General features: G+C 57.2%; 11 protein-coding genes. 6 read left to right on the forward strand and 5 right to left on the reverse strand.

The window, feature by feature from the left end; all coding sequences use genetic code 11:
* Window positions 1-159 precede the first annotated feature (159 nt).
* A complete protein-coding gene (locus tag H7A79_RS13575) occupies window positions 160-1212 on the forward strand; it encodes a LacI family DNA-binding transcriptional regulator (RefSeq protein WP_187000526.1) in 1053 nt (350 codons plus the stop codon).
* Between the two features lie 435 nt (window positions 1213-1647).
* On the forward strand, window positions 1648-2973 hold the full coding sequence (locus H7A79_RS13580) for an MFS transporter (RefSeq protein ID WP_135034653.1): 1326 nt from the start codon (window positions 1648-1650) through the stop codon (window positions 2971-2973).
* Window positions 2974-3537: 564 nt separating this feature from the next.
* Here H7A79_RS13580 and secA read toward each other — a convergent pair.
* Window positions 3538-6294 (reverse strand): preprotein translocase subunit SecA, encoded by a 2757-nt coding sequence (gene secA, locus H7A79_RS13585; protein WP_187000527.1) that lies wholly within the window; start codon window positions 6292-6294, stop codon window positions 3538-3540.
* 342 nt (window positions 6295-6636) lie between these two features.
* Between secA and H7A79_RS13590 the strand changes: the two genes are divergently transcribed.
* The 4 genes from H7A79_RS13590 to kdsA all read left to right on the forward strand — a co-directional run bounded on the left by H7A79_RS13590 (window position 6637) and on the right by kdsA (window position 10037).
* Window positions 6637-7059, forward strand: coding sequence for a DciA family protein (locus H7A79_RS13590; protein ID WP_187000528.1), 423 nt, complete (start codon window positions 6637-6639; stop codon window positions 7057-7059).
* A 149-nt stretch (window positions 7060-7208) separates the two neighbouring features.
* Window positions 7209-8354 (forward strand): aminotransferase class V-fold PLP-dependent enzyme, encoded by a 1146-nt coding sequence (locus H7A79_RS13595; RefSeq protein ID WP_187000529.1) that lies wholly within the window; start codon window positions 7209-7211, stop codon window positions 8352-8354.
* A gap of 397 nt (window positions 8355-8751) precedes the next feature.
* Window positions 8752-9135 carry an aspartate 1-decarboxylase gene (gene panD / locus H7A79_RS13600; RefSeq protein WP_187000530.1) on the forward strand — a complete coding sequence of 128 codons (384 nt, stop codon included), beginning with the start codon at window positions 8752-8754 and terminating at the stop codon, window positions 9133-9135.
* A gap of 59 nt (window positions 9136-9194) precedes the next feature.
* Window positions 9195-10037, forward strand: coding sequence for a 3-deoxy-8-phosphooctulonate synthase (gene kdsA / locus H7A79_RS13605; protein WP_187000531.1), 843 nt, complete (start codon window positions 9195-9197; stop codon window positions 10035-10037).
* Between the two features lie 313 nt (window positions 10038-10350).
* Here the strand turns inward: kdsA and guaA are convergent, their stop codons facing one another.
* From guaA to recC, 4 genes are all read right to left on the reverse strand, one after another.
* Window positions 10351-11916: a glutamine-hydrolyzing GMP synthase gene (gene guaA / locus H7A79_RS13610; protein ID WP_135034668.1), complete on the reverse strand. Its 1566-nt coding sequence runs from the start codon at window positions 11914-11916 to the stop codon at window positions 10351-10353.
* Window positions 11917-12345: 429 nt separating this feature from the next.
* Window positions 12346-13494 (reverse strand): glycerate kinase, encoded by a 1149-nt coding sequence (locus tag H7A79_RS13615; protein ID WP_187000532.1) that lies wholly within the window; start codon window positions 13492-13494, stop codon window positions 12346-12348.
* A gap of 146 nt (window positions 13495-13640) precedes the next feature.
* Window positions 13641-15017, reverse strand: a complete 1377-nt coding sequence (locus H7A79_RS13620; protein ID WP_135034659.1) for a DEAD/DEAH box helicase — start codon at window positions 15015-15017, stop codon at window positions 13641-13643.
* 559 nt (window positions 15018-15576) lie between these two features.
* Window positions 15577-18786 carry an exodeoxyribonuclease V subunit gamma gene (gene recC / locus H7A79_RS13625; RefSeq protein WP_187000533.1) on the reverse strand — a complete coding sequence of 1070 codons (3210 nt, stop codon included), beginning with the start codon at window positions 18784-18786 and terminating at the stop codon, window positions 15577-15579.
* Window positions 18787-19077: the final 291 nt, after the last annotated feature.

Here is a 19077-nt window from a genome sequence, read left to right on the forward strand (position 1 = left end):
TGAAAAGATAGATTGATTTTGCTCAATTTTGCGTATAAAAAACGGTATGACACCGATGTCATCTGTGATATGCTTTGAGCCAGCCAAGCAAAACAGCGGATATTTTTATTTTTAAAGGATTCGGTAAAAAGGTTAAAGGTTTTAGAGGAAGCGGCAGATATGGCCACGATTTATGATGTTGCCGGGCTGGCGGGGGTGTCGCCCAAAACGGTCAGTCGCGTTTTAAACCGTGATGCGCCGGTGAGCGCGAAAACGCGTGCCGCCGTGGAGGCGGCGATAGCCCAACTGGGCTATATTCCTTCTTCGGCCGCGCGCATTATGCGCTCCAACCGCTCGGGGCTGGTGGGGGTGATTACCGGTGCGATTTCACGCAGCTACGACCGCTACAGCGGCGGCGGCCTGCCCGATATGTTTTTGGTGCAGGGCATACAGCGCACCATGGCCGAGGCGGGTAAAACCGTGATGATTGCCGACACCGGCAACCGTTTCGGGCAGGCCGAGGCTCTGATACGCACTTTTTTGGAGCACCGCGCCGAGGGTATTCTGTATGTGGCCGAGTTCCACCAAGAGGTGAATATGCCCGGGCTGAAGCCCGATTGCCCGCTGGTGTTGGTAAACTGTTTCGACAGGCAGGACACGCCGGCAGTGCTGCCCGATGATGCCCGGGGGCAATACGGCTTGGTGAAGCAGATTATTGCTTCGGGACACCGCCGCATTGCTTATCTGAGCCTGCAGCCGCAGGTGATTGCCAGCAAACTGCGCCGTGCGGGCTACCGCCGTGCGCTGGAAGAAGCGGGCATCGCTTATGATGCGGCATTGGATTTGGCGGGCTATCCGGATTACACCAACCGCAGCGAATCGCTGTTGGCGGCGGTGGAGAAACTGCTGAGGCTTCCCGATCCGCCTACGGTGCTGTGTTGCGGCAACGATGAGATGGCGGTGAGGCTGTACGGCATTTTGCGTTCGCGCGGTATCAAGGTGCCCGAAGAGATGTCGGTGGCAGGCTATGACGACCACCGCTCGATTGCCGAAACGCTGTTTCCGCCGCTCACTACCGCAGATCTGCCTTATACCGCAATGGGGGAGCGGGCCGCGCAAATGCTGCTCGATGCCGTAGCGGGCAAGGCTTTGCCGCCGCAGCCGGTTGTGGTGGGTGCCGGCACGGTGTGGCGGCAGTCGGTGATCAAACCCCGGGCAGGCAGAGTCGGATAAGGCCGGGTGTTGAGGCCGTCTGAAAAACGGCAGGCCGGCAAATAAAGTAGAACCGAATATCTGCAAAAATATTATTGGAAACCCTAATAAATAGGGAGAAATATTTTTATGGCGGATTTGCCTGACTGTGCTTTGATCTTGGTGCGCGTTGCCGTCAGGTTTGCCGCAGGGCGTGGAAAATGCGCTGATCCGCTTTCTGCCGCCACACCGGCAGAAAGCAGTGTTCAAGCATGGCCGCAGTTGCCGTTGCCGGCAGCCGCGATGCTTTGAAACCATCATTCACAATAAGAATCGGAGCCGGGCCGTCTGAAACCGCATCATGGTGGATTGGGCGGGCAGCAGGGGCGATACCGGCAACCGCAACAAGGATTTGCTTTCACCACACACGCACGGGACAAACTTTCTCAGGTTTTCAATCAAAAGGAGTCTTCAGTTATGAGAATAGACCACCGTGTAGCCATGACGCTGCGCCAGATTGTGTTGATGAATTTCGGTTTTTTCGGCATTCAATACAGCTTCGGTTTGCAGCAGACGGCCATTAATCCGATTTTCAGCTTTCTTCAGGCCGACCCTGGCCAGCTGCCGCTTCTCAACATGGCAGGCCCCGTAACCGGCCTGCTGGTGCAGCCCCTTATCGGTGCGTTGAGCGACCGAACCTGGATAAACGGCTTGGGCCGCCGCCGCCCGTATTTCTTAATCGGCGCAGTCGGTTGCAGTATCTGCCTGTTTTTCTATCCCCACGTTACCGCGCTGTGGATGGCTGTGTTGATGTTGTGGCTGCTCGATATCAGCAACAATACTGCGATGGAACCCTACCGCGCGTTTATCGCCGACAAGCTGCCCGACAACCAGCAGCCTACCGGCTTTCTGATGCAGTCGGTGTTTACCGGTTTGGGCATCACGCTGGCCAATGTGTCGCTGTATTTCTTCCAGCAATGGATTACCGGCACTTCCGAATCCGGCATTCCCTACTGGGTGTACGGCTCGTTTTATATCGGTGCCGTCTGCTCCATCGGCTCGGTGTTGATTTCGGTGTTTTCCACCCCCGAAAACCGCCCCAGTGATGCAGAATTGGCAGAAATGCGCGCCAAACCGCGCGGTTTGATTCCTGCCGTTAAAGAAATCGCATCGGCCATTAAGGATATGCCCAAACCCCTGTGGCAGCTGGCTTTGGTTTATCTGTTTCAATGGTATGCCATGTTTATCTATTGGCAATACGTTACGCTGAGCATTGCAAAATCGGTGTGGGGCGCCACCCAGGCCGACAAGCAGGGCTTCGAGCAGGCTGTAGGTTGGACGGGTTTGGTAAACGGCTGGTATAACATTGTTACCTTTATTTCTGCCTTCGGCCTGATGGCTTTGGCCAGAAAATACAGCGCCAAGCAGGTTCATGCCCTGTGTTTGATTATGGCGGCCGTTGCCTTGCTGATTTTCCCGCACATCACCAATAAATACCTGCTGTTCCTGCCGATGATAGGCTTCGGTATCGCTTGGGCTTCGATTATGGGCGTACCGTTTTTGATTGCCGTGGCCGAAGTGCCGAAAGAGCGTTACGGCGTGTATATGGGCATCATCAATATGATGATTGTGATTCCGATGCTGATCGAAACCGTTACTTTCGGCCCGGTTTTCAATCATGTGTTGGGGGCCAACCCCACTAATGCGATGATGTGCGCCGGCGTGTTGCTGGGCTTGGCGGCGTTCTTCACTTTGAGGGTTAACACCAAACAACGCCCCGCTGAGTCGTCTATGATCGACTGATTGCGGCAAAGTGCAAACCAGACAAGGCTTGCAGTATGCTTTGGGCCGTCTGAAAAAACCTACCGCTATTTCTGCCTGAGTGGAAATGGCGGTAGGTTTTTTTCAGACGGCCGTGGTGAGGAAGATTCGGGTGCTTTTTACTTTTTCATTTTGTATGAAGGCTTATTTTGGAAATTTTCAGGTTTCTCAAGCATGCGGGAAAGCACTGCAGTGCCCTGTATCGTGAATATGCTTTAATTTCCGTTGCGGCTGTGTCTTGGCTGCAAAGATGATGATTTAAGCCAGTGAAGCGGCAACAGGCCCCGGCTCCGCACTATCCGCACTATCTGTATGAGTGGATCCAAATATGGTTTTTGGCATACTCAAAAATCATTAAATGGAGATTTCAGCAAAAAACAAAGGTTGAACGGTATAAATAAAGTGTAACAACCCGGTTTTTTCAACAGCAGGGTTGTTTATGTTTTTTATGCTGCGCGGGATGAATCCACGGCATAAAAAAACCTGCTTCATTAACGAAGCAGGTTTTTCTTGGGCAGGCTTTTTTCTGCCTGGGTGTTCAACCGTTCAACCCAGCTTGCCGTGGCAGTGTTTGTATTTCAGGCCGCTGCCGCAGGGGCAGAGATTGTTGCGGTGGACAACGCGGCCTTGTTTGGCGAGCGTTTCGGGGCTGAAGTCGTTGCCTGCCGGGTTGAAAGCCTCAGTGGCAAGGTTATCGCGGGATGCGCCCAAAACGTCCTCCATAGCGGGGGCGCCGGCGTGGATGGCCTGCACGGCGGCAGGCTCTTGTGGTTCGCTCTCGGCAATCATATCGTCTGCCTGCTCGATTTGCACTGAAGTCAAAAGCGAGGCAACGTTTTGTTTGATGCCGTTCCACAGGTGTTGGAACATGATAAAGGCTTCGCGCTTGTATTCCTGCTTGGGGTTTTTCTGGGCGTAACTGCGCAGGTGTATGCCCTGGCGCAGGTGATCCATGGCAGCAAGGTGTTCGCGCCAGTTGTTGTCGATAACCTGCAATAATACGTTGCGCTCGAAGTTGGCCATATTTTGTTTGCCGACCAGCTCGGTTTTGTCGGCATACTCTTTTTCCACTTGGGCAATCAGGCGTTCTTTAACGTCTTGGTTGTCGAGCGTGTTGTTTTCTTGGAGCCAGCCGCGCACATCGGCATGGATGCGGAACTCGCCTGCCAGTTGGGATTCGATGGCAGGCAGATCCCATTGTTCTTCCATGCTGTCGGGCGGCATATGGGTATCGACCAAGCCGCCGATGACTTCTTCGCGGATGCTCTTGGCCAAATCGCCCACATCTTGGTTGGTGAGAATTTCGTTGCGGTAGTGGTAGATCACTTTGCGTTGGTCGTTGGCAACATCGTCATACTCCAAAACCTGTTTGCGCATATCGAAGTTGCGCCCTTCCACTTTGCGTTGTGCGCCTTCGATTTGGCGGGTGAGCATGCCGTGTTCGATGGCAACACCGCGCTCGGGAGCCAGGCGGTTGAGAATGGCGGCGGCACGGTCAAGGGCAAACAGGCGCAGCAACGGGTCTTCAAACGAGAGGTAAAAACGGCTGGAGCCGGGATCGCCCTGGCGCCCGGCGCGGCCGCGCAACTGGTTGTCGATGCGGCGGCTTTCGTGGCGCTCGGTGCCGATGATATGCAGGCCGCCGGCGTTGATGACACGCCGGTGGTCGGCTTCCCAGCTGCTTTCCAGTTTGGAAATGCGGTTTTGTTTTTCTTCATCGCTGAGCGTTTCATCGGCGCGGATGGCATCGCTTTGGTGTTTGACGTTGCCGCCCAATACGATGTCGGTGCCGCGCCCGGCCATGTTGGTGGCTACGGTAATCATGCTGGGCTTGCCTGCCTGCGCCACAATCAGGGCTTCGCGCTCGTGTTCTTTGGCGTTGAGCACATTGTGCGGCAGACCGGCCTGGGTAAGCAGGCGCGATACCAGCTCAGAGTTTTCAATGCTGGTGGTGCCCACCAGCACGGGCTGGCCTTTGTCGAAACAGGCTTGGATATCATTGATAACGGCTTCGTATTTCTCTTCGGCGGTGCGGAAAATCTGGTCGTTGAAATCTTTGCGCTGCATCGGGCGGTTGGTGGGGATAATCACGGTTTCCAGCCCGTAAATGCTTTGGAACTCAAAAGCTTCGGTGTCGGCGGTGCCGGTCATGCCGGCGAGCTTTTTATACAGGCGGAAGTAGTTTTGGAAGGTGATTGATGCCAGTGTTTGGTTTTCGCGTTTGATTTCGACACCTTCTTTGGCTTCCACGGCCTGATGCAGGCCTTCCGACCAGCGGCGGCCCGACATCAGGCGGCCGGTGAATTCATCGACAATCACGATTTCGCCTTCCTGAACCACATAATGCTGGTCTTTGTGGAACAGGGTGTGGGCGCGCAGGGCGGCCGTTAAGTGGTGCATCAGCATGATGTTGGCGGCCGAGTAGAGCGAATCGCCTTCTTGCAGCAGCCCCATTTCGGTCAGGATGGCTTCAGCGTGTTCGTGGCCGGATTCGCTTAAAATCACCTGATGGGCTTTTTCATCCACCCAATAATCGCCCGCGCCTTCTTCGGTTTCTTGGCGGATAAGGCGTGCGGGAATTGTGTCCATCACTTGGTAGAGCCGCACGTTATCATCGGCCTGACCCGAAATAATCAGCGGTGTGCGTGCTTCATCGATGAGAATCGAATCGACTTCATCGACCACGGCAAAGTGTAAACCGCGCTGCACTTTGTCGTATTGGTCGGTTACCATGTTGTCGCGCAGATAGTCGAAGCCGAATTCGTTGTTGGTGCCGTAGGTGATGTCGGCGTTGTAGGCGGTTTGGCGGTAGAAAGGCTGCATATCGCTCACAATCACGCCCACGGTCAGGCCGAGAAAGTTATACAGCGGTTCCATAGTGCCCGCATCGCGCGCGGCCAGATAGTCGTTTACGGTAACCACGTGCACGCCTTTGCCTGCCAGCGCGTTGAGATAAACGGCAAGGGTGGCGACCAGCGTTTTGCCCTCGCCTGTGCGCATTTCGGCGATATTGCCATCGTGCAACACCATGGCACCGATCAGCTGCACATCGAAATGGCGCATATTCAATACACGGCGGCCGGCCTCGCGGCAAACGGCGAAGGCTTCGGGGAGAATGTCGTTCAAACTCTCGCCTTGGGCGAGGCGTTGTTTGAATTCGGCAGTTTTGGCTTGCAGCCCTTCATCGCTCAAAGCCTGCATTTCCGGCTCTAATTCGTTGATTTTGGCAACGGTTTTGCGGTATTGTTTGAGCAGGCGGTCGTTGCGGCTGCCAAATACTTTTTTGGCTAAGTTGGTAAGCATGAAATTTCCTGTGGCGCAATGCGTTTGCGGCATTGAGGCTGAAACAGACGGGTCATAAAATTCAAACCCGAATTTTAACACAAGCCGTTTGGCAGGGTTGCAATGCCGTCTGAAATAACGGCAGTCCGGCCGAATTTCAACTTCTCTTTGGCTTTGCAGGCATTTTTGAGAAAACGTGTTATGGTTTTGCTGCCGCTTTTTTATGCCAAATTTTAGGGATATTATCGGCTATGTGTGAAAATTTCACTCTGAAGCGTTGGTTCGCGGCATAAAATGCTTCAGAATATACATGGCAGAAGATGTGTAACGGCCTTTGTTAAAACAACACTCAAGGTGGCGGTGATGGATTTGAACCGGTTGTGCGGGCGCGATGTGCATTTGCTGGCGCTGTTGGAGCGTTCGCGGCAATGGCGCAGGCTGGACGCGCAAGTCAGGCAGATGATGCCTGCCAACCTGCGTGCGCATTTTCAGACGGCCTGTGTGGAAAACGGCGTATTGGTTCTGCTGGCCGACAACAATATGGTTTCTTCGCGCCTGCGCATGATTGCCCCAAGCCTGCTGCCGCGTTTGCAGACGCTGCACTCCGATATCGGCAGCGTGCGCGTGAAGGTTTTGCCCAAAACGCCGCCAACGCCTCGCACCAACGGCTTGAAGCTGAGTGCGGCCGCGCTGGAAAGTTTCAGGCATTGCGCAGGGCGGTTGCAGCACCACCCCGATTTGGCGCAGGCATTGCAGCGGCTGGCAGAAAAGCACGGCAAAGATTAAAAAGCTGAAAAATTTAACAAGGCCGTCTGAAAATATTTTCAGACGGCCTCCAACCTTTTACACACCATGCCGATAATGCTAACATCAAAAGCCGTTTCCCGGCCTTAGGCAAAGGCTGCAATCCGAGCAACCAAGAGGAGAAAAACATCATGAACACCCTGCCGCACCCCGAAATCGATTCAGACGGCCTGTTGGAATATTCGGTGGTTTACACCGACCGTGCGCTCAATCATATGTCGCAGAAATTTCAGACGGCCATGCGCTATATTTCGGCCACGCTGAAAAAAGTATATGGCGCGCAATACGCAGCCGTGGTTCCCGGCAGCGGCACGGCGGGCATGGAAGCCGTGGCGCGCCAGCTCGCGCGGGGGGAGAAATGCCTGATTATACGCAACGGCTTTTTCAGCTACCGCTGGACGCAGATTCTCGAAAAAGGCGCGATTGCCGCCGAGAGCAAAGTATTGTCCGCCCGCAGCCCCAATGCCGCCCAAGCGCCGTTTGCGCCCGCGCCGGTTGAAGAAGTGTGCGCCGAAATCGCCGCCGGCAGCCCCGCCGTGGTGTTTGCGCCGCATGTGGAAACCGCATCGGGCATCATGCTGCCCGATGACTATATCCGCCGGCTCTCCGAGGCGGTGCACGCCGTGGGCGGCCTGCTGGTGATTGACAGCATTGCTTCGGGCTGCATCTGGCTGGATATGGAAAAACTCGGTATCGATGTGTTGGTTTCCGCTCCGCAAAAAGGCTGGAGCGGCTCGCCCTGCTGCGGTTTGGTGATGCTGAATGAAGCCGCTTATCAAAAAGTGCAGCAAACCGAATCCGACAGCTTCGCGCTCGATTTGAAAAAATGGCTGCAAATCATGGCGGCATTTGAAAACGGCGGCCATGCCTACCATGCTACGCCGCCTACCGATGCGCTGATGAAGCTGCACGATGTGATGAAAGAAGCCGAAGCGGCGGGTTTCGGGCGTTTGCAGGCGGCGCAAACCGAGTTGGGCGCGAAAATCCGCGCGCTGTTGGCCGAGGCGGGCTATCCCAGTGTGGCTGCGGCAGGCTTTGAAGCTCCGGGCGTGGTGGTTTCCTATACCGACTGCCCCGATATTCAAAGCGGCAAAGCCTTTATTGAACAAGGTATGCAGATTGCCGCCGGCGTGCCGCTGCAATGCGGAGAGCCCGGCGGCTTCCAAACCTTCCGCCTCGGTCTGTTCGGCTTGGACAAACTGCAAAATATCGAGCGCACGGCGGCGGCGTTTGCGCGGGTGTTGGATAAGGTGCGGCCGGCGGGCGGGGCTGGGTGAAGGGCGGCCGGCATCGTGAGCCCTTTTCCCGGTATCGGGCAGACGGTGTGCGGTTTTCAGCGGCAAACACAGCGGTATTGGCGACCTCTTGTTCCTGTGCCGGTCAGGCAGGAATCAGGCCGTCTGAAACATTTTCAGAACATTCATGCTTTTTTTCCGGCTCCGGACGGGTTGGCTGTAGGGAGCCGGTTCTGCTGCCGCTTCGGCGGCTTGGCGAACCTTCTCTTCAGGCCGGGGGGGAGGGCGGGGCAGCAGCAATGCCCTAACGGAAATCAAGCGGGTTCGCCCAACGCTTGGCAGGGCGGCAGAAGGTGTACAATAACGCTTTTTTCAGACGGCCTGCCGTTTGCGACTGCCGCAGCCGTCTGAAACCGCTCAACCGCAAATGGAGATCTGAATGTTCCGCACCCTGCTCGGCGGCAAAATACACCGTGCCACCGTTACCGAAGCCGATTTAAACTATGTCGGCAGTATCACCATAGACCAAGACCTGCTCGATGCGGCGGGTATCTGCGTGCATGAAAAAGTGCAGATTGTCAATAACAACAACGGCGAACGCTTTGAAACCTACACCATTGCCGGCGCGCGCGGCAGCGGCGTGGTGTGCCTCAACGGTGCCGCCGCGCGGCTGGTGCAGAAAGGCGATATTGTGATTATCATGTCGTATGTGATGCTCTCCGAGCCGGAAATCGGCGCCCACGAGCCGAAAGTGGTGCTGGTGGACGAATGCAACACAATCCGCAAGGTTATCCGTTACGAACCGCCGCACACCGTTTTATAAATCATCAAAGGCCGTCTGAAAAAACGTTCAGACGGCCTTCAATCACTGAAAGACAAACCATGAACGTTAAAATCAACCACATCACCGTAGCCAACGATGCCCCGTTTACCCTGTTTGGCGGCATCAATGTGCTGGAAGACCTCGATTCCACCCTCAAAGCCTGCGAACATTATGTGAAAGTAACCGACAAACTCGGCATTCCCTATGTGTTCAAAGCTTCGTTCGACAAGGCCAACCGTTCTTCCATCCGTTCGTTTCGCGGCGTAGGGCTGGAAGAAGGGCTGAAAATCTTCGCCGCCGTGAAAAAAGAGTTCGGCGTGCCCGTGATTACCGATGTGCACGAACCGTGGCAGTGCGCGCCTGTGGCTGAAGTGTGCGATGTGATCCAACTGCCCGCCTTTCTCGCGCGCCAAACCGATTTGGTGGTGGCGATGGCGAAAACGGGCAGGGTGGTCAACGTGAAAAAACCGCAGTTTTTAAGCCCCGCGCAAATGAAAAACATTGTTGAGAAGTTCGCCGAAGCGGGCAACGGGCAAGTGATTTTGTGCGAACGCGGCACGCAGTTCGGCTATGATAATCTGGTGGTCGATATGCTCGGCTTCGGCGTGATGAAGCAAACCTGCGGCAACCTGCCGGTGATTTTTGACGTTACCCATTCGCTGCAGCAACGCGAAGCCGGTGCCGCTGCATCGGGCGGGCGGCGCAGCCAGGTGCTCGATTTGGCACTGGCCGGCATGGCCGCCCGCCTGGCCGGTCTGTTTCTCGAATCGCACGCCAACCCCGATGAAGCCAAGTGCGACGGCCCCAGCGCACTGCCGCTGGCGAAGCTCGAAGAGTTTCTGCTGCGCGTGAAAGCGGTGGACGAAACGGTGAAATCGTTTCCCGTGCTGGCGGTTGATTGAGCAGGACAACGCCGTTTGAATTTGAAAAGGCCGTCTGAAAAAGTTTTCAGACGGCCTTTGATAGCGGATTCATACATTTCCAACACAAGGCTGCAAAGGTGCGAACCATCAGTAAGTGAATCCGTGCAAAGCAATGCCGCATTGCCGCGCCCGCCGGGCCGTTGCCGCCTTGCTGTGCCGTCTGTTACTCCGCTGCCTTGCCCCGCTTTGTTTTGTTTTGTTTTGCCTTAACAGCATCAGGCGGAGACTTCCGCATATGCCCAGGCCGCCTGAACATTTTTCAGACGGCCTGTTTTTATTTCAAACCGAAAGGTTATTCCCATTCGATTGTGGAAGGCGGCTTGCCGCTCACGTCATACACCACGCGGTTGATGCCGCGCACTTCGTTGATGATGCGGTTGGACACTTTGGCCAGCAGCGCATAGGGCAGCTCTGCCCAATGCGCGGTCATAAAGTCGCTGGTGATGACTGCGCGCAGGGCGGCCACATATTCGTAAGTGCGCCCGTCGCCCATCACGCCCACCGATTTCACCGGCAGAAACACGGCAAATGCCTGGCTGGTGAGGTCGTACCAGGAGGTGCCGTTTTCATCGAAGGTGTTGCGCAGTTCTTGAATGAAAATATCATCGGCGCAGCGCAGCAAATCGGCGTATTCTTTTTTGACTTCGCCCAAAATGCGCACGCCCAGCCCCGGGCCGGGAAACGGGTGGCGGTACACCATTTCGCGCGGCAGGCCGAGCGCCACACCCAGTTCGCGCACTTCGTCTTTAAACAGGTCGCGCAGGGGCTCGAGCAGTTTCAGATTCATGTTTTCGGGCAGGCCGCCAACGTTGTGGTGACTTTTGATGGCGTGTGCTTTTTGGGTTTTCGCGCCTGCGCTTTCGATTACATCGGGGTAGATTGTGCCCTGCGCCAGCCATTTGGCGTTGGTGCGTTTTTTGGCTTCGGCATCGAATATGGCGACAAACTCTGCGCCGATGATTTTGCGTTTCTGCTCGGGGTCGGTGATGCCGGCGAGTTTGTTCATAAACTGTTCGGCAGCGTCCACATGAATCACGTTTACGCCCAGGTTGCGGGCAAACATATCCATCACCATTCTGCCTTCGTTGAGCCGCAACAGGCCGTGATCGACAAACACGCAGGTGAGCTGGCTGCCGATGGCGCGGTGTATCAGCGCGGCGGCCACGCTGGAATCGACGCCGCCCGACAAGCCCAGAATCACTTCGTCTCGGCCCACCTGCCGGCGGATTTCGGCCACGGCTTCATCGATATAGTTGGGCATGGTCCAAGAGGGTTTCGCACCGGCGATGTCCAGCACAAAACGCTCGAGCAGTGCGCGGCCTTGTTTGGTGTGGGTAACTTCGGGGTGGAACTGGATGCCGTAGAATTGTTTTTCGGCGTGTTCCATCATGGCAATCGGGCAGCTCGGGGTGTCGCCGATGACCACGAAGCCTTCGGGCAGTTTCGACACTTTGTCGCCGTGGCTCATCCACACATCGAGCGTGTTGGCTTGGCCGTCTGCAAGGCCGCGCGTTAATTCGCAATCGATGGTTTTCACTTGCGCATAACCGAATTCGCGCTGGTCGCCCGGCTGCACTTCGCCGCCCAGATGGTGCGCCATAAACTGCATGCCGTAGCAGATGCCGAGCACGGGCACGCCCAAATCGAAGATGCCGGTGTCGGCCTGATAATCGGAGTTGTAAACCGAGTTGGGGCCGCCTGAAAGGATAATGGCTTTGGGGTTGAAGGCTTTGATGTCGGCCAGGGGCATATCGTAAGAATGAAGTTCGCAGTAAACATGGGCTTCGCGCACGCGGCGGGCGATAAGCTGGGTAACTTGTGAGCCGAAATCGAGAATCAGGATTTTGTCTTGGTTCATGATGGTCTTTGATGGGAATGTGAAACGGCGGGTTAAACGGCAGGCCGTCTGAAAAACGGGGTATTGTATCATGTTCCCATTTAGGAACAGCCCCAGTCTCGGGGTGGATACGGAGCGGGGGGCAATGTCGTGTTTGCTTTGTGTCAAAGCCCGAGGCCTCGGCAAAATTCATTCAGGCCGTCTGAAAGATTCCACTATCGTCATTCCCGCGCAGGCGGGAATCCGGCTTTAAAACCATCAAGTTTTTTATTTCAATAACTTGCAAAAAACGATAGGGTTCCCGCCTGCGCGGGAATGACGGGGCTTAAGCATTTCAGACGGCATCAACGGTATTTTTGTAAAGTTTAAAGCCCGCCGTTTTAAAACAACGGCGGCATGGGCCGTTTTTGGTGCACTGCCTGCGGTTTGCCGCCCGGTGTTTATGGCGGATTAGCGGTGCGGTTGATGCAGGCGTATCAGGCGGGCGATATTTTGTGCGGCGGAAACCAAGTTGGCGTATCCGCCGGCGAGGGTTTCGGGCAGCGCGCCAGCTTGGCGGATAATCGGAAACACCGCATCGATACCGTGTTCGTACACCACTTCGTAATCTTCGCGCAAACTGCCGGCAACCGCGATCACGGGTTTGTGAAACCGCTTGGCGGTGCGCGCCACACCCACCGGCGTTTTGCCGGTAATGCTTTGGGCGTCTATGCGGCCTTCGCCGGTAATCACCCAGTCGGCATCGCGCACCTGCTGGGCAAGTTTGACCGCGTCTATCACAATTTCCACCCCGGCTTTCAACTGCACGTTAGGCAGGGTCAATAAGCCGCCGCCCATGCCGCCGGCTGCGCCTGAACCGGCGGGGGAGGCGATGTCGAGATGTAAATCGCGTTGGATAATGTCGGCATAATGCCGTAGATTTTGGTCTAAAACCGCAATCATTTCGGGCGTTGCGCCTTTTTGCGGCCCGAAAACGGCAGATGCGCCGCGCCCGCCGCACAAGGGGTTGTTTACATCGCAGGCTATCTCAAACGCCGTATGATGCAAACGGTGGTCCAGCTGCGAAAAATCCACCCGCGCAATATCCGCCAAACTGCCGCCTGCCAAACCTGCGGGAATCAAGCAGCCTGACCGGTCGAAAAAGCGCGCACCCAAAGCCTGCAGCATACCGGCGCCGCCATCGTTGGTTGCGCTGCCGCCGATGCCTAAAATGATTTTGCCTGCGCCCGAATCCAAGGCGGCCAGAATCAGCTCGCCCGTGCCGTAGGAAGTGGCGGCCAAAGGGTTTCTTTGCCCGTTTGGAACCAAATGCAAGCCCGATGCCGCCGCCATTTCGATAAAGGCAGTCTGCCCGTTGCCCGATATGCCGAAAAATGCCGCCGTGCGGTTGCCGCAGGGGGCGGTTACTTCGGCGGCTGCAAGCTTGCCCTGTGTGGCATCCACCAGTGATTGAACCGTGCCTTCGCCGCCGTCTGCCATGGGGATTTTAACGTATTGCGCGTGGGGGAAAACGGTTTTCAAGCCCGTTTCAAGGGCGTTTGCCGCTTCGGCTGCACTCAGGCTTTCTTTAAACGAATCGGGGGCAATCACGATTTTCATGATTTATCCTGTTTTTGTTTCAGGTTTGAGGCCGTCTGAAAGCAGATATTTTTCAGACGGCCTGGGCGGGAGCGGGCATAACGCAGGTTTGGCCAACCCGGCGCGCAGGAGCAAACGCTCCGTGCTTTGCTGCGCCTGCCTGCGGTCTATGCGCCGTAGTTAGGTTGCAGCAGGGCGCATGTCTGCCGTTCGCGGCGGCTGCGGCGGGCGCGGCCGGCAATTTTGCCGCAGGCGGCGCCGGGGTCGTTGCGGGCGGCAGGGCTTTCGCTGCGGTTGTCGCTGCGGGAGCGGGTGTCGCGGTTTTTCTGCTCGCGTAAACGGTGTCCGCGTTCGCGGTCGGTGCGTGGTGCGGCTGCGCTGTTTTGCTGCCACCAGCTCGGTTCGAAGCCCTCGATACGCTCCACTTCCACTTGGATGCGGGTGAGCTCTTTGATGGCTTCAAACATGTTCTGCTCGTGTTCGTCCATCAGTGAAATCGCCACGCCGTCCGAGCCTGCGCGGCCGGTGCGGCCGATACGGTGCACATAATCTTCGGGCTGGGTGGGCATTTCGTAATTGATCACAAAGGGCAGCTCGGCGATGTCGAGCCCGCGCGCGGCCACATCGGTGGCCACCAACACACGCAATGTGCCTTCTTTGAATGCGCCCAGGGTTTCGAGGCGGGTTTGCTGCGATTTGTCGCCGTGCAGGGCTTGGGCGGAAAGGTTGCGGCGCTGCAAATCGCGGGTAACCTGATCAACACTTTGTTTGGTTTTGCAGAACACGATAACCTGGTTCATATGTAAATCGACAATCAGGCGCTCGAGCAGGTTGCGCTTGCGGGCGGTATCCACAGCAATCACGTGTTGTTCTACATTGGCGCTGGCAGCGTTTTGGGCGGCCACTTCCACCTGTTCGGGGTGGTGCATGAAATCCTGAGCCAGCTTGCGGATGGGCGGGGAAAACGTGGCCGAAAACAGCAGGGTTTGGCGTTGTTTGGGCAGCATCTGCATGATGTTGCGGATATCATCGATAAAGCCCATATCGAGCATACGGTCGGCTTCATCGAGCACCACGATTTCCACTTTGTTGAAATGGATGTTTTTCTGCTTCACATGATCGAGCAGGCGGCCGACAGTGGCCACCACGATTTCGCAGCCTGCGCGCAGCTCGGCGGTTTGTTTGTCCATATTCACGCCGCCGAAAAGCACGGTGTGGCGCAGCGGCAGATTTTTGATGTAGCCCTGCACGTTTTGGTCGATTTGGTCGGCCAGCTCGCGCGTGGGGGTCAGCACCAGCATACGCACGGGGTGCATGGCCGGCGAGGTGCTGGGGGTGGCGTAGCGTTTCAGACGCTCGAGGCCGGGCAGCATAAAGGCGGCGGTTTTGCCGGTGCCGGTTTGGGCGGCGGCCAGAAGGTCGTGTCCGGCCAGAGCTTTGGGAATGGCGGCCGCCTGAATCGGGGTGGGCGTTTCGTAGCCCTGCTCGGTGAGGGCGGCAACGATTTCGCTGCCTAAGCCGAGTGATGAAAAGCTTGGGTTCATAATGCTTGCTCTCGTTTCAGACGGCCTGCGGCAGGCGGAGAGCCGTCTGAAAAAATATCGGGGAAAAATAAGGCAGGGCGGTGCGCCTGCCTTGACGGATATGCGGTTTCTGGTGAGCCTGCTTCATTCCCGCTGCGGCGTTGCTGCGTTTCGCGCCGGGATAACGGTTTTGCAGGCCGCGCAAGCGCCGGCAGAATCGGTTGGTATGGTTTGCCCTGCGGCCGGGCTGCTTTGCCGGAAATGAAGCGGGTTCATTCTTAATGGCATAGCGGGCTGCATTCAAATTGATGCGGCGTTGTTTTGCCCCAGCCCGGGGAGGTGGTTTTGCAGGCCGCTCGGCAGCGGAACCGGTTGCATACCGCGCGGTCTGCTGCTTTATCCCGGTGGTTCAATCCGCTCTATTATGCCACAAATCGGGTGGCGGGGTGGCCGCGGCCTGTGCGGTTGCGGGAGTGTCTGCCTTGACTCCGATAAGGCGGAAACAAACGGTTTGGCCGGATGGCGTATCCGCTTATGGTGGCGCGCTCCGGCAAAAAACGGCAGCAGCCCGGTTCAGGGCTTATTCTGTGTTTGCTGCGGCGGCGTATTTCAACAGCGGCGCCAGCAGGTGTTCGGCCATGTTCCAAAACAGCGGGGTTTCTATCGGCGGGGTGTCATCGTTGCCGAACACCAGGGCGATTTCGGTGTAGCTTTGCTGCCCTTTGCTGCTTTTGTTGCCGTAATAGGCATCTTGAGCGGCTTTGGCGGCGTTTTCGGCACTTTTGTTTTGAGCCAGCTCCTGCGCCGCGTTCAGGGTGGTGCGGGCGAAAAACGGCAGCGGGCGGGTTTGGCCGAGACGGTAATAGTCCAGCCATTGCCGCAATAGTGCGCTTGCCTGCTGCTGCGGAATTTCCGACAGGGTTTCGGGCCGGTGTGCTGAGAGCAGGTGGGTTTGGTGGTTTTGGGGTTCAGACGGCCTCACGGCGCAGAAAATCAGGTGTTCGAGTAAGATGGCGATGCGTTCGGGGGCGTTGGGGGCTTCGTTGAGAAAGTAAATCTGTCCGTGCCGGTGGAGGTGGTTGAGGCTGCCCGAGAGGGTGGTGCCGCCGAGTTGGAGCGTGTAGGCAGGGGCAGGCAGTTTGGGGCTGGATACCAGCGTGTTGTCGAGCGACTTGGCGGCCGTCTGAAAACTGCGCTGCCACAATGCGCCCAATTCTCCGGCGGGCAGCAGGCTTTCGGCCTGCAGGCGGGTTTCGGTTTGTTGGAAGTTTTCGTTGTGCCGGCGGGCGGCGGTGTAGGCGGCGGTGATGGCGGCGGCCTGTTGAGGCTCGAACGGTTCGGCGGCATCCCAGGCTTGGCTGCGGTAGGGTTCGCGCCAGTTGAGGGTGTGCCGCAGCCAGCTTTTCACGGGGTTTTTCCAAAAGCCGGTAAATTCGTGGTGGCTGACGGCGCAGGCGGTTTTTTCGGCTTCGCCGAGCGTTTTGCCGAAAAAGGGGGCGGGTGTTCCGGCGGGGGTGTTCAGGGCGGCGACATAGTCGCTGCGGGTGCTTCTCAGGCCGTCTGAACGGGGAGGATTGGTGAAATAGCTGCGCGAAAACGGTTGCAGGGGGTGGTGTTCCACTTGGTTTTCGTGCCGGCGGCGGCCTCTCATGGCGGCTAGGGTGTCGGAGAGTTCGTTGAGCAGGGCAGAGGGCGCCAGCTCCTGATTGTTGCGGATGTCGCGCCCTACATACGATAAATATAGGATTTCGCGCGCGCTCATAATGGCTTCGAGAAAAAGATAGCGGTCATCGTCGCGGCGGGCACGGTCGCCTTTTTGGGGGTGGCGGGCGATGAGGTCGAAGGCGGAGGCTTTGGTGTTGCGGGGGAAGCTGCCGTCGTTGAGGCCGAGCAGGCAGATAACTTTGAACGGCAGGCTGCGCATCGGCACCATGCTGCAAAAGGTAATGCCGCCGCGCAGAAAGCCGGCCTGGTTTTCGCTGTCGAGAAAGCGGCCGATGTGGCGGATGGCGGTGTGTTGCGGCAGGGGGCTGTCAAAACCTGCCAGTGCGGCTTCTGCCTGCCAGCGGGCGAGCGACTGGCTCAGCTGCTGCCAGGCGTATTGGCCGCCGCTGTCGGGGGCGGTGAGTGCAGAGAGCAGGCTGCGTATGCGCTCGACCCATACGGTTACGGTGGCGGGGTGCTGCCATTCGCGCCCGGCGGCGGAGAGTGTGCGCACGAAGGCAGCGAAGCGGCCGAACACGGCAGTTTGGGCAGGGTTGCCGTGCCATGCGCTGATGTTGTGCCAAAGCGGGTTGCCGTTTTCGGGCAGCAGCCAGCCCAGTGCCAGCCGTTCCAAGCCTTGCTGCCAGGTAAAGAGATTGTCGCGGCTGCCGCGCATTTCGTTGTCCAGCCCCCAATGTATGTTGAGGGCGGCGATGGTGTCGTGCAGCAGCGGCAGGTCGTCGCGCGCCAGCCCGAAGCGTTGCCGCACCAAATCGTTTTCCAGCAGGGGCAGCAGCAGATCGACTTCAAAGCGGCTCTCCAGCAGCGTGAGCGTTTGCGAGAGTGCTTGAAAGAGCGGCAGGAGCCGGCTGGTTTTAACGTCTGAAACCGAATAGGGCAGTGCCTGCGCTCCGGGTTGTTCCTGCCCGAACACGGCTTCGATAAACGGGCTGTAGGGTTCGATATCGGGGGTGAGTACGGCAATGTCGTGCGGCTGCCACTCGGGGTGTTCGGCTAGCAGGGCGAGCAGGCGGTTTTTCAGAATCTGTAATTCGCGCAGGGGGCTGTGGGCGGAAACCATCTGGATGGAGCGGTCGTTTCCGGCTGTGCCGGGATAACAGCTTTCAGACGGCATGGTTAAGGTTTGGATATCGTGTTGCAAACAGCGCAGCAGGGTGGGCGCGGCCGTCTGAAAAGGTTCTTCATCAAACACGGATATTTCGTGTTTGGGCATTTCGGTTAATGCATCGAAAAAGTCGCGCCCCTGTTTGCCCAATGAGGCCAAAAGCGGGTGGCCGGCCTGACTCAGGTCGATACCGCCTTCCTGCTGCAACACCTGCGCGGCTTCAATGACGTTGCCCCAATAGGCGCTGCTGGGATTGAGGGCGAAAATATGCACATCGCAATGCTCGGAAAGTGCCTGCAAAAGTTGCAGATACATCGGTGCCATGGTGGCGATGCCGAACACGCAGTAGCGCTCGGGCAGCCTGCTTTTGTCGAGCGCGCCGAGAAGCTGCTGCCATAAGGCAACGCGGTGGAGGGGTGGTGTGCTGCCGTTGTCGAGGTGCCGCCACAGTGCTGCCTGCCAACCCTCGGCACTGCCCAAACCCAGGGTTTTGCCTTGCTGCCAGGCATCTATCCATTGGGGGCGGTACACGAGATATTGGTCGAAAATATCGGCCAGCTGCCCCGCCAGTTGGTAGGCTGCCGAAATGCCGCTGCCCAAATAGCTTTGCAGCGCACCGAGCGCGCTTTGGTATTCGGCGGCCGTCTGAAAATGCCGGCTTTGAAACAGGCCGAGCAAGCGCCAACGCATCACTTCGGGTGAAAACGGGCTGAGCACGGGCACGCCCGGTATGAATTCGCGCATCAGCCGCCAGGCCAGCGCGGCGGGCAGGCTGAAGCGCAGATTGGCGGCCACGCCGGTTTCGCGTGCCAGATAGGTGTTGAGGTAGCGGCGCATCCCCTGGCTCTGTACCACGATTTCTTCTTCGGCCAGCGGGTCGGCAGGCGGCTGCAGGCGGCGGACCCGGTCGAACAGGGCGGCGAGGTCTTCTAAACGGTTGGATTGGTAAAGATAAAGCATGATGCGTTTTCGGTGGGCAGAAGAGATGATTATGAATGAAGAGCGGCCGTCTGAAAACGGTTTCAGACGGCCCTGCTGAGGCCGGGTAAAACGGTGGCAGGCGGTATGGAGCCGATTCTGTTGCCGCTTCGGCGGGCTGATAAAATCGTTCTCTTTAGATCGGGGCGCAGTAACGCTGTGGCGGAAATGAAGCGGGTTCGCGATAGTGAAACAAGGTAGAACGATACGGTGTTGGTTGGCCCGGCTTCAAAAGGAGACTTCATCTGCCGCTGAAACGGCGGCAGAGCCGGT

The organism is Neisseria musculi, from assembly GCF_014297595.2.
GTDB lineage: Bacteria > Pseudomonadota > Gammaproteobacteria > Burkholderiales > Neisseriaceae > Neisseria > Neisseria musculi.